The following is a 12113-nucleotide window of genomic DNA, read 5'->3' as shown; positions in this document are numbered from 1 at the left end:
CGATCAAAGATCACTAAAGGGGAGATAAGTGTCATGACAGCAGCAATCATCAGCGGTAAACTGGTTTCCGAAGAGATTCGTGTGGATATTGCCCGAGAGGTCGAGGCGCTTGCGGAGCGCGGAGTCAAGCCTGGTCTGGCTGTGGTGCTTGTAGGAGAGGACCCAGGTTCGCAGGTATATGTGAACAGCAAGGAAAAAACCTGTATCAGCCTTGGCTTCGATTCGGTAGTACACCGGCTGCCCGCTTCGACTTCCCAGGAAGATTTGCTCTCGTTGGTTGAAGAACTGAACCATGCGGACGAGATCGACGGTATTCTGGTGCAGCTTCCGCTGCCGAAGCATATCAATGAAAAAGCTGTTATCGACGCCATTTCCGTAGAGAAGGATGTCGACGGCTTCCATCCGGTTAATGTGGGCAATCTGGTCATCGGCGATGACAGCCTGCTGCCCTGCACGCCTGCCGGCGTAATCGAACTGATCAAGCGCACCGGCATCGATCTTTCTGGCAAGCATGCCGTCGTTATCGGCCGCAGCAATATTGTCGGTAAGCCGGTATCTCTGCTGCTGCAGCGGGAGAACGCGACGGTCACCATGTGCCATTCCCGCACAAGCAATATGGCCGAGCTGTGCCGGATGGCCGATGTGCTGGTCGTGGCGATCGGCCGCGCTAACTTTATCGATGCTTCCTATGTGAAGCCGGGAGCGGTTGTCATCGACGTGGGTATGAACCGGCTTGATAACGGCAAACTGGCCGGAGACGTTGACTACGACAGCGCCAAGGAAGTAGCCGGCTACATCACACCGGTACCCGGTGGCGTTGGGCCGATGACCATTACGATGCTGATGGTTAACACGCTGACTGCGGCGAAACGCCGCCGCGGACTGGAATAGGACAGGTATCATGGCGGAGCGGAAGGTATATTCCATTAAAGATCTCAACCGTTATATCCGCATGAAGCTGGATTCGGACCAAGTGCTCTCCGATGTGTGGATTCGGGGGGAGATTTCCAATTTTACGCATCACGGCAGCGGCCATATGTATTTTACGCTAAAGGATGAGAGCAGCCGCATCAAGGCGATTATGTTCGCTTCCCATAACCAACGGCTGCCTTTTGTGCCGAAGGAAGGTTCGCGGGTCATCGCCAGGGGCAATGTGACGGTTTACGAAAGGGACGGGCAGTACCAGTTCTACGCCACGCACATGCAGCCCGACGGCATCGGCAGCCTGTACCTGGCCTATGAGCAGCTGAAGAAAAAGCTGGAGCAGGAAGGACTGTTCGCGGCGGAGCTGAAGCGTCCGCTCCCCCGTTATCCGCACTGCATCGGCGTCGTCACGTCGCCGACGGGCGCGGCGGTTCGGGATATTCTGATTACGCTGCGCAGACGGTTTCCGCAGGTGGCCATTGTGCTCTATCCCGTGCTTGTGCAGGGCAAGGGGGCTGCCCCTTCCATCGTGAAGGCCATCCGCGATCTGAACGCCATGGGCGAAGCCGATGTGCTCATCGTCGGCCGGGGCGGCGGCTCGCTGGAGGAGCTGTGGGCGTTCAACGAAGAAGCGGTGGCGAGGGCCATTGCGGCGTCGGATATTCCGGTTATCTCGGCCGTTGGCCATGAGACCGACTTTACGATCGCCGATTTCGCGGCCGACCTTCGCGCCGCGACGCCCACGGCCGCCGCGGAGCTGGCCGTGCCGCATGCCGCGGAGCTGGCTGCGCAGCTCCGCCAGCAGCAGCGCCTGCTGCGCCAGGGGCTGCAGCGCCGCGCGCAGCGCGGGCGCGAGCGGCTCGCAGCGCTGCAGCGCTCGCCGGTGCTGGCCAGCCCGCGCCGGCACCTGCTCCAGCATGCGCAGCGGCTGGACATGCTGCGCATGCGGCTGAGCCGCGCCGCCGAGGCGCGGCAGGCGCGGGCGCGTGAGCGGCAGGCGGTGCTGCATCACCGCCTGGAGCGGTACAGCCCGCGCGAAGGTGTAACCGCCGCGCGGCGCCGGAGCGACGCGGCAAGGCGCGAGCTGGCCGCCGCCATGAGAGCGCGTCTTGCGGACAAGCGCTCCCGCTTTGCGGCGGAGCTTAAGGCGCTGGACGCGCTCAGCCCGCTGAAGGTCATGGCGCGTGGGTACAGTCTTGTCTATGACGAGACGGAAAGGCATTTGATCAAATCGCTGAACGAGGTCCAGCTCGGCGACCTGGTGGTCGTCAAGCTGGCCGATGGCCAGCTGGATTGCCAGGTATGGGGAATGAAGGAGGATGCGAAGGATCATGGCGAAGGAAGAAGCGGAACTGGGGTTTGAGGAGGCAATGGACCAGCTGGAGCTGATCGTGCGTGAACTGGAGCAGGGCGACGTTCCGCTGGAGAAAGCGATCGATCTGTTTCAGCAGGGGATGAAGCTCTCGCAGCTGTGCGGAGCCAAGCTTGAGCAGGTGGAGCGCAAAATCGAAATGATTGTGGAAGAAGACGGAGAACTGCGCAAGAAGCCGTTTGGCTCCACGCTGGAAGGGGACGGCGATGACTCCTTATAATAACGGTCTCCCCGAAAATGAACCGGCTGAAGCTCAGGGTCCGGATTCTGGAAACCGCGAATCTTTAAATGAATATATCGCCGGTGTGGGTGATCTTGTCACGGGTGAGTTCGCGTGTATTTTCCCACCGCATTGGGAGGTTCCTTCCAAGCTGGCGGAGGCGATGAGCTATTCGCTTCTCGCCGGAGGCAAGCGCCTCCGCCCTCTGCTCGTTATCGCAGCGTGCGAAGCAATCGGAGGAAACCGGGAAGCGGCGCTTCCAGTAGCCGCAGCGATTGAAATGGTGCATACGTATTCATTGATTCATGATGATCTGCCCGCAATGGACGATGACGATTACCGGCGGGGAAGGCTGACGAATCATAAAGTGTACGGCGAAGCGGCAGCCATATTAGCGGGAGACGCACTGCTGGCGCATGCTTTTTACAGCGTCGTACAGGCCTCCCGTCGGCATGGGGTGCCTGCTGAGAACGTTTTGTCCATTGTTGAGGACCTGGCGGAAATGGCCGGTCCGCGCGGTATGGTCGGCGGGCAGGCGGCTGACATGGAAGGCGAGCAGGGACTGACCGATCTCGAGAGCCTGCGCTACATTCATCTACATAAGACTGGCGATCTGATCGTCTTCTCGCTGCTCGCAGGAGGGCGGATAGGTGGAGCTTCGGAGGAGCAGCTTGAGGCCTTGCGCCGATTCGGCGTCAGCATCGGGCTTGCTTTTCAGGTTCAGGACGACATCCTTGACCTCGTGGGCGACGAAAGCAAGCTTGGCAAGAAGACGGGCAGCGACGTCAGGCAGCAGAAGGTAACCTACCCCTATTTCATCGGGCTGGAAGCCTCGCGCCGGGAAGTGAAGCGGTTGACGGAAGAAGCCAAGTCCGCCGTACGGGCAGGCGGATTTGCGGATGGGGCGCGGCTGCTCGAAATCGCTGATTACTTAATGTCCAGAGATCACTAAGCTCACGGAAACGGCTGATTTCGATAGCCGTTTCGTTTATGTTATAATGAGGGCTATACTTTACAACATCAGGAAAGCGGGGAGATCACGTGCTGCTTCCACAACTGAATGATCCTAAGCAACTGAAATCGCTATCGATCGAACAATTGAACACTCTGGCGGAGGAAATCCGCGGGTTTTTGATTGAGAAGCTGTCTGCGACCGGCGGACATCTCGCCTCTAATCTGGGAGTAGTGGAACTCACGCTGGCCCTGCATTACTGCTACAACAGTCCACGGGACAAATTTATTTTTGATGTCGGACATCAGGCGTATGTCCACAAAATATTGACTGGCCGCAAGGACCGGTTCGATTCGCTGCGCAAGCAGAACGGTCTATGCGGCTTTGTCAAGCGTGCCGAAAGCGAACATGACGTATGGGAAGCTGGTCATAGCAGCACCTCCCTCTCTGCAGCGATGGGCATGGCGATGGCCCGCGATTTCAAGGGAGAGGACAACAAGGTTGTCGCGGTGATCGGCGACGGGGCTCTCACCGGCGGCATGGCGTTCGAGGCGCTGAATCATATCGGACATGAGCGCCGCAAGCTGATGGTTATTCTTAACGATAATGAAATGTCCATCGCACCCAATGTCGGAGCTATGCATAACTATTTAAGCCGGATTCGCTCTGACCGTCATTATTTGCGTGCCAAAGACGAAGTGGAAGGGCTACTAAGGAAGATTCCGGCGATCGGCGGCCGGCTGGCGAAGACTGCGGAACGGATGAAAGACCGCCTCAAATATATGATGGTCCCCGGCGTTCTGTTCGAGGAACTGGGCTTTACATATCTTGGACCTGTGGATGGACATGATCTTGCGACCATGATTGATACGTTCCATCAGGCCGACAATGTGGCGGGTCCCGTGCTGGTGCACGTGCTCACCACGAAGGGCAAAGGCTATAAGCCGGCGGAAGCCGATTCCTATAAATGGCACGGCATCACGCCGTATAAGATCGAATCCGGCCAGGTGCTGAAGGCTGTCGGGAACCCGATGTATACGGAAGTATTCGGCGAGACCCTGATTGAGCTTGGGCGCCAGGACGAGCGGCTGATCGCCGTAACTCCGGCGATGCCGGGAGGCTCCGGCCTGTTTCCGTTCTCGAAGGAATTTCCAGGCCGGATGATTGATGTGGGTATCGCGGAGCAGCATGCGGCGACGCTGTGCGCCGCGCTGGCGATGGAGGGAATGAAGCCGGTATTTGCGGTCTATTCCACCTTCATGCAGCGCGCTTACGACCAGATCGTACACGACATCTGCCGCCATAACGCCAATGTGATGTTCGCCATCGACAGGGCTGGATTTGTCGGAGCAGACGGGGAGACGCATCAGGGGGTATACGATATCGCTTTTATGCGGCATATCCCGAATATCGTGCTGATGATGCCCAAGGATGAGAACGAGCTGCGCCATATGATGAAGACGGCGCTGGAATATAACGAGGGTCCGATTGCATACCGTTATCCCCGTGTGAACGGTACCGGAGTAGCGCTTGATCAAGAGCTTCGCTGCCTGCCGATCGGCTCGTGGGAGCGGCTTCGTCCGGGTGATGACATTGCCGTTCTCGCGTGCGGCCCGATGGTGCAGTTGGCCGAAGAGGCGGCGGACCAGCTCAAACGTGAAGGAATCCAGGTTAGCATTGTCAATGCCCGGTTCCTGAAGCCTTTGGACGGCTCTATGCTGCAGGGTCTTGCCCGGGCCGGAACGAAGATGGTCGTGCTCGAAGAAGCGAGCCAGGCGGGGAGCCTGGGCAGCGCTGTACTCGAGTATTATTCTGAGCATGGGCTGAGTGTCAACGTGGGGCTGATGGGTGTGCCGGATATATTTGTCGAGCACGGCTCCATTAAGGAGCAGCGCCAGTTGACGGGACTTACTGTTGAAGAGCTGTGCGGACGGATCAAATCGATGAGGGCGGCAAGCTCTTACCCTTACGGCAAGACGACTACATCTTCTTAAGTTTATCAAGACGCGAGAATAGAAGTTGGAGATGATTATGGAGCACGGTAAAGAAAAAGAACGGAGCCCGAAGGAAAGAATTGACGTTCTGCTCGTCGAGCAGGGCTTCTATGAAAGCCGAGAAAAGGCCAAAGCGGCCATTATGGCTGGTTTGGTTCTAGCCAATGAAGAACGTATCGAGAAGGCCGGCATGAAGGTGCCGCGAAGTGCTGTCCTTAAGGTGAAAGGCGCCGTACACCCTTACGTCAGCCGGGGAGGGCTCAAGCTTGAAAAGGCGCTGCGCCTTTTTGGTATCGACGTAGAGGGCCGAACCATGCTGGATATCGGCGCTTCCACCGGAGGATTCACCGATTGTGCTCTTCAGAACGGAGCAAGCTATGTTTATGCAATCGATGTAGGCTATAACCAGTTGGACTGGTCGCTGAGGGAAGATGAACGGGTATACGTCATGGAGCGGACGAATTTTCGGTATATGACGCCGCCCGATCTCAAAGGCCCCGTTCCGGATTTCGCCAGTATCGATGTTTCTTTCATCTCCCTAAAGATCATTCTTCCTCCGCTCATGGCGCTGCTGGACCGCCCAGCCGACATTGTGGCGCTGATTAAGCCCCAATTCGAGGCCGGACGGGAAAAGGTTGGCAAATCCGGGGTTGTACGCGATCCGGCGGTTCATCGGGAAGTGCTGGAAAATGTGCTGACAATGGCGCGTGACCTTGGCTTTAATCTCAAGGGCCTGACTTTCTCGCCGATCACGGGCGGTGAGGGCAACATCGAATTTCTGGCTCACTGGCGTCTTGAACAGGAAGGCGTACACAATAGCGGCGAAGCCGCTGACCGGGGGGAAGCGTCTCCCGATCAGGCTTCCTCCGAGTCTTACGGCGATTTTGCCGCAATCGCGAAAGACGTGGTGGCGGAAGCCGCAGGCACGTTCGGCGGTCAGGCTTCCACTCATGGAAACTCATCGAGAAGATGAGTTTCTTTTGGCTATTAGGAGGGATTTTGCCCTATCTGCTCGAATAAATCACCGAGGTGATTCGGATGACGGGTAGCCCGGACAAGGCGGTTATGGCGCTGATCGGCGTTGGGCTGGCGGTATGGGTCGTCTACCGCATTTATGTATGGCTCCAGAGCTCGCCGCGTTCCTTTTTGCAGGATCATATTCCGCTGAATGAAGAGATTAACCCCCACCCGGCTGTAAGTTTGCTGGAAGATGCAGGCTACGAGGTTGTCGGCGGCAAGCTGAAAATTCCGCTGTCCTTTAACATTGACGGCGCTCCGCTGTACAGCCGGCTGTTTGTCGATTACATCGCTGCGGCTGAGGATGGCACACAGTATCTCGTCGTGCTTGCCCGTCCGCGTCGTCCGGTGGAGTGGACCGGAAGCGGAGTGCGGGATATACTGCTTCCGTATCTCCTGATTTATCCGGGGGTTGGGGGTCTGCTCTATGTGAATGCTCCGGCCGCCACGGTCAACGTGATCACATTTGGCAGGGATGATGGAGAGAATGATTAGCACTTTTTAAATATACGGGAGGCTATTAATGAAAGGTCAAAGACATATCAAGATACGTGAAATCATTACCCATAGGGATATTGAAACACAGGATGAACTGGTTGAAGCGCTTCGAAGCGCGGGTTTCCAGGTTACCCAGGCGACCGTATCCCGGGATATCAAGGAACTGCTTCTGATTAAGGTTCCGATGGATGACGGGAGATATAAATATTCGCTGCCAACTGATCAGCGCTACAATCCGACGCAGAAGCTGAGACGGGTGCTCGTGGACAACTTTGTGCACATCGACTATTCGGGCAATCTTGTTGTCATGAAATGTCTGCCTGGAACGGCCAACTCCGTCGCCGCGCTGATCGACAGTATCGAATGGCCTCAAATCATGGGGACAATCTCCGGTGATGATACGATCCTGATTATCTGCCGGGAGGCGGAGGACAGTAAAAAAGTAGTATCGCAAATTATGGGTTACATTTAACTAATTATCAGCAATAGAACAGAACCCCTTTTCCTCTATATGCATGGGATGAATCGACTTCGGACAAGGGAGGGTCTTTGCCCTCTTCATTGTCCGCCATCTTCAAGCATCTTGTTCGATCTATACAGTAGCCATTCTTGCGCCCCTCTTCGGCTGCACTTCACATGCAACGCATTATTTTCCTTCCCTCCGCCTAACAGTAACTTTTTTACTGGAAACCCCTTGACTCCGAACCTATGTTCGGTCATACTTTGAGCATGGCCCGTTTACTGGACAGGCATTGACAGAGACTTGAACACACCTGAACATCCTGGCCGAAGGCAATATAATGCTGACGGTGTAAATTTTAATGAATTGTCGGAAAGACGGGATTAGCTTAGGTAACGTCTTTTCTAGTAGAATGATCCACCCAAGAGCTTCCTTTCCCTAAGCATCTGTTGAGGGGAGAGCTCAAAAGGCATGGCATTTATGCGTCGGAGGTGCAATATTTGTGCTTGAAACATTATCCATTCGCAACCTGGCGGTTGTCGAGTCGGTAGATGTCTACTTTTATCCGGGCTTTCATGTGCTTACCGGCGAGACAGGCGCAGGCAAGTCAATCATAATCGATGCGCTCGGATTGATTGCCGGGGCCAGGGGCTCGGCGGAATCCATTCGCTACGGCTGCGAGAAGGCGGAGATGGAAGCCCTTTTTAGCCTGCCTAGCGGGCATTCGGTCTGGAACACGCTGGAGAAGCTCGGAATCAGGGCGCAGAAAGAGGAGCATTTAATTATACGCCGGGAGCTGAACTCCCAGGGAAAGAGCACTTCCCGTGTTAACGGCCAAATGGTGAATCTGACGATGCTGCGCGAAATCGGCGAGCAGCTTGTCAATATCCACGGCCAGCACGAGCACCAGAATCTGCTGAGACCGGAGCGGCATTTGGGGCTGCTGGATACTTACGGAGAATCTGTAATCGGACCGCTGAAGGCGGAATATCAGGAGAGATATTCAAAGTTTGCCCAGGTGGAGAAAGAACTGCGCGAGCTGCAGGATTCGAGCCAAAAAAGCTATCAGATGCTTGATCTGTACCGGTTTCAACTGGAGGAGATCTCTTCTGCTGCCTTAAAGCCGGGAGAAGATGAATTACTTTCCGAGGAAAGGGTCAAACTATCCTATAGCGAGAAAATGATGGATTCCATCTCCGGCGCTTACGAGCTCCTCAATGGCCGCCAGGGGCTTGAAGCGATCAGCAACGTCATTTCCACCTTGGAAGAAGTTGTCCGTTATGACGAAAAAGCGCTGAAGCCTGTTCTGGAACAGCTTCAGTCGTCTTTTTATCAGCTTGAGGACGCCTCTTTTCAGCTGCGCGACTACCGCGAAGACATTGAGTTCAACCCGGCAAGGCTGGAAGAAGTGGAGAACCGGCTTGATCTCATCTCCGGCCTGCGGCGTAAATACGGCGACAGCGTGGAGCAAATTCTAGGGTATTACGAGCAGATTTCCCGTGAAACCGATTTGCTTGAGAACAAGGACGAACATTTGGACAAACTTACGGTTAAACGGAATGCCCTGCTTGGTGAGCTGATGGAGGCAGCGATGCAGCTTAGCGAAGCCCGGCGTCAGTGTGCGGCGGATTTGGCGTCACAGGTCGAAGGCGAGCTGAAGGACCTTCAAATGGAACGGACTTCCCTTGAAGTTAAGATAGATGTGCTTGATGATCCACGGGGAGTGGAATACGAAGGAAGCCGCATCCGGTTAACCCGGCAGGGTATCGACAGCGCCGAGTTCATGATTTCTCCCAATCCAGGCGAGCCGCTGCGTCCGTTGAGCAAAATCGCTTCGGGAGGCGAGCTGTCGCGCATCATGCTGGCAATGAAGAGCATCTTCGCAAGGCATGAGGATATCCCTGTTCTGATATTCGACGAAGTGGACACGGGGGTTAGCGGACGTGCGGCTCAATCCATCGCCGATAAGCTGTACCGGCTGTCCTCAACATGCCAGGTCTTCTCCATTACTCACTTGCCGCAGGTGGCCTGCATGGCGGACCATCAGTACCTTATCCGCAAAAAGGTGCAGGACGGCCGTACAATGACCGAGGTGGAGGCCCTGTCCGAAGAAGGACGGGTTAAGGAGCTGGCCAGAATGCTGGGCGGTGTGGAGATTACCGAAAAAACGCTGCATCATGCGCAGGAAATGCTTAATCTGGCGGAGGCCAGCAAAGCTGAGGAAACCCAAGCGGTTAAGTATTGACAGTAATAAAAGCCTGGGGGCAGGGTTATCTTATAGGTACGCAATTGGCGACCACTTTTTTCGTCAAGCGAAAGAAGCAAAAGGGAGCGTGACAGCCTTTGAAGCCCAACCTCAGGAAGTTAATGCCAGGTCTTTTATTTGCCTTCTTTCTTAGTGTTTCAGGATTGACCGTTCCAGGTTCCGGCTATGCCTCGAATGCCGAAATGATTCATGGGCACGCAGCGGCCCAGAATGGAGCGGAGCAGGATATCAGGGTGTATCCCGGTGGACAGACAATCGGCGTTAAGGTGAAGTCGGCAGGCGTGCTGGTTGTGGGACATCATCTTGTCGACGTGACGGGGCAAACTAAAATATCACCGGGCGAGACGAGCGGACTTCTGCCGGGCGATCTTATGGTATCCATTGATGGCGTCAAGCTGAACGAGATAAGCAGGGTGTCGGATCTGGTAAAGCGGGCAGGAGATACCGGCAGCGAACTCAACATCCGTTATATTCGTGAAGGTAAGGAACGAACGGCCAGACTCAAACCGGCGTACGATCGAAATGACAAGGTATGGCGGCTTGGACTGTATATCAGGGATTCTGCCGCGGGCGTTGGAACACTAACTTTTTATGCACCCCGCGAAGGCGTTTATGGAGCGCTGGGACATGTTATTACGGATATGAATACCGGTACTCCGATTGTTGTCGGGAGCGGTCATATCGTCGAATCGAACGTAACCTCCATCTCTAAAAGCCAAGATGGCGATCCCGGAGAGAAACGTGCGGTTTTCATGAAGGAAGGCCAAGTGCTCGGCAACGTTGAGAGCAACACGGATTTCGGGATTTTCGGTAAAATGGGGCGTAATCCAGATCACAGTTTATACCGTGAACCCATTCCTGTGGCTATGAGCAGCGAGGTCAAGGAAGGTGCGGCTCAAATTCTTACCGTAGTCGAAGGCCAGCGGGTCGAGCGGTTCAACGTTGAAATTATCCATGTATCCCGTCAACAGGAGCCGGCAACTAAAGGAATGGTCCTGCGGATCACCGATTCCAGACTGATTGATAAGACTGGAGGCATAGTGCAGGGCATGAGCGGCAGCCCTATTCTTCAGCAAGGCAAGCTGGTCGGTGCAGTGACGCATGTCTTCGTTAATGATCCTAGATCCGGCTACGGTTGTTTCATCGAATGGATGCTCAAAGATTCGGGGGCCGCACAGCAGCATAGTTTTCATCCAAATCTTAAGGCGGTTTAGCCTTAAGATTTTTTTGTCGAACGTTCATGAAGATAATCGAATGGTGTAATAAAATTATTAATTATAAATCATGGCTAAAAAAAAATAAAGAAAAATAATTTTCGACAGAAGGAAATTCATTCCACATGTCGAAATCATTAAGCAGAGAAGATAAAACGCTGTTTGAAAAAGCAGATATTCATAAGGAGGAAACAACCAGTGCAAAATATTGAAGTGTTATTGGCTGATGATAACCGGGAATTCACCAATTTGCTTGCTGAGTATATTTCCGAGCAGGAAGATATGACCGTGACTGGAATTGCGTACAATGGCGAAGAAGTGGTTCAATTATTGAGCCAAGCTCGCAAGATTCCCGACGTTCTCATCCTTGATATCATTATGCCGCATCTTGATGGACTAGGTGTTCTCGAACGCCTGCGGGAGCTGGATCTGAACCCCCAGCCTAAGATCATTATGCTGACGGCCTTCGGCCAAGAGAACATTACACAAAGAGCGGTACAGCTCGGAGCGTCGTATTATATCTTGAAACCGTTTGATATGGAAGTGCTCGCGAATCGCGTGCGGCAGCTTGTGGGAACCCAGAGCAGCAACGTCACGGCCAGTTCTGCTTCAGGTTTTCCGATCTTCTCGTCGGTCAAATCCAATGTCGTACCGCTGTCCAAAGGTAAAAATCTGGATGCTAATATCACTTCGATCATACATGAAATCGGTGTTCCTGCGCATATTAAGGGATATCAGTATTTGCGTGAGGCCATTACGATGGTATACAACAACATTGAAATTCTCGGCGCCATCACGAAGACGCTCTATCCAGCCATCGCCGAAAAATTCAAGACAACGCCGTCCCGCGTAGAACGTGCCATCCGCCACGCCATCGAGGTTGCCTGGACGCGCGGCAACATCGACTCGATAAGCCACTTGTTCGGCTACACGATCAATATCTCCAAATCCAAGCCCACTAATAGCGAATTCATCGCGATGGTGGCAGACAAGCTGCGGATTGAGCATAAGGTGTCGTGAAAGGGTAAGGATCAGTGAGGGATAAGGGATTTCGGGCTTTGGCATCTGTCAATGTCAAATGCAGGGATGGCTATAAATATCCGAAACAGCCGCCCGCATACCGATAAAGTTCTGAGCATTAACTCAACTAATACCGCTTATCTATTGGGGGCCACTACACCCAATAGAAAGGCGGT

At 54.3% G+C, this 12113-nt stretch carries 11 protein-coding genes; all 11 read left to right on the top strand.

Annotated elements, in window-relative coordinates:
* Positions 1-33 precede the first annotated feature (33 nt).
* The gene (folD, locus tag KP014_RS23030) at positions 34-891 is read left to right on the top strand and encodes a bifunctional methylenetetrahydrofolate dehydrogenase/methenyltetrahydrofolate cyclohydrolase FolD (RefSeq protein ID WP_036599418.1); all 858 of its coding nucleotides are present in this window, start codon (positions 34-36) and stop codon (positions 889-891) included.
* A gap of 10 nt (positions 892-901) precedes the next feature.
* Positions 902-2287 carry an exodeoxyribonuclease VII large subunit gene (gene xseA, locus KP014_RS23025; RefSeq protein WP_090834145.1) on the top strand — a complete coding sequence of 462 codons (1386 nt, stop codon included), beginning with the start codon at positions 902-904 and terminating at the stop codon, positions 2285-2287.
* On the top strand, positions 2256-2516 hold the full coding sequence (xseB, locus tag KP014_RS23020; RefSeq protein ID WP_036593475.1) for an exodeoxyribonuclease VII small subunit: 261 nt from the start codon (positions 2256-2258) through the stop codon (positions 2514-2516). The genes xseA and xseB overlap by 32 nt, the downstream gene beginning before the upstream one ends.
* Entirely contained in the window at positions 2503-3468 is a 966-nt protein-coding gene (locus tag KP014_RS23015) for a polyprenyl synthetase family protein (RefSeq protein WP_090834146.1), read from the top strand. Before xseB ends, KP014_RS23015 begins: the two co-directional genes overlap by 14 nt.
* An 89-nt stretch (positions 3469-3557) precedes the next feature.
* Entirely contained in the window at positions 3558-5462 is a 1905-nt protein-coding gene (gene dxs / locus KP014_RS23010) for a 1-deoxy-D-xylulose-5-phosphate synthase (RefSeq protein WP_090834147.1), read from the top strand.
* A gap of 37 nt (positions 5463-5499) precedes the next feature.
* Positions 5500-6435, top strand: a complete 936-nt coding sequence (locus tag KP014_RS23005; protein WP_090834148.1) for a TlyA family RNA methyltransferase — start codon at positions 5500-5502, stop codon at positions 6433-6435.
* Positions 6436-6500: 65 nt separating this feature from the next.
* Complete coding sequence (locus KP014_RS23000; protein ID WP_036601245.1) at positions 6501-6974, top strand: hypothetical protein; 474 nt, start codon at positions 6501-6503, stop codon at positions 6972-6974.
* Between the two features lie 28 nt (positions 6975-7002).
* Positions 7003-7449 carry a transcriptional regulator AhrC/ArgR gene (gene ahrC / locus KP014_RS22995; protein ID WP_036601243.1) on the top strand — a complete coding sequence of 149 codons (447 nt, stop codon included), beginning with the start codon at positions 7003-7005 and terminating at the stop codon, positions 7447-7449.
* A 490-nt stretch (positions 7450-7939) separates the two neighbouring features.
* Positions 7940-9682 carry a DNA repair protein RecN gene (gene recN, locus KP014_RS22990; protein WP_036601241.1) on the top strand — a complete coding sequence of 581 codons (1743 nt, stop codon included), beginning with the start codon at positions 7940-7942 and terminating at the stop codon, positions 9680-9682.
* A 122-nt stretch (positions 9683-9804) separates the two neighbouring features.
* Entirely contained in the window at positions 9805-10917 is a 1113-nt protein-coding gene (gene spoIVB / locus KP014_RS22985; protein WP_090834150.1) for a SpoIVB peptidase, read from the top strand.
* Between the two features lie 198 nt (positions 10918-11115).
* The gene (gene spo0A, locus KP014_RS22980; RefSeq protein WP_036601238.1) at positions 11116-11937 is read left to right on the top strand and encodes a sporulation transcription factor Spo0A; all 822 of its coding nucleotides are present in this window, start codon (positions 11116-11118) and stop codon (positions 11935-11937) included.
* Positions 11938-12113: the final 176 nt, after the last annotated feature.

This window comes from Paenibacillus sophorae, from assembly GCF_018966525.1.
Lineage (GTDB): Bacteria > Bacillota > Bacilli > Paenibacillales > Paenibacillaceae > Paenibacillus_AQ > Paenibacillus_AQ sophorae.
Note: the sequence above shows the minus strand (reverse complement) of the source record. Positions and strands in the feature narration are given on the sequence as shown.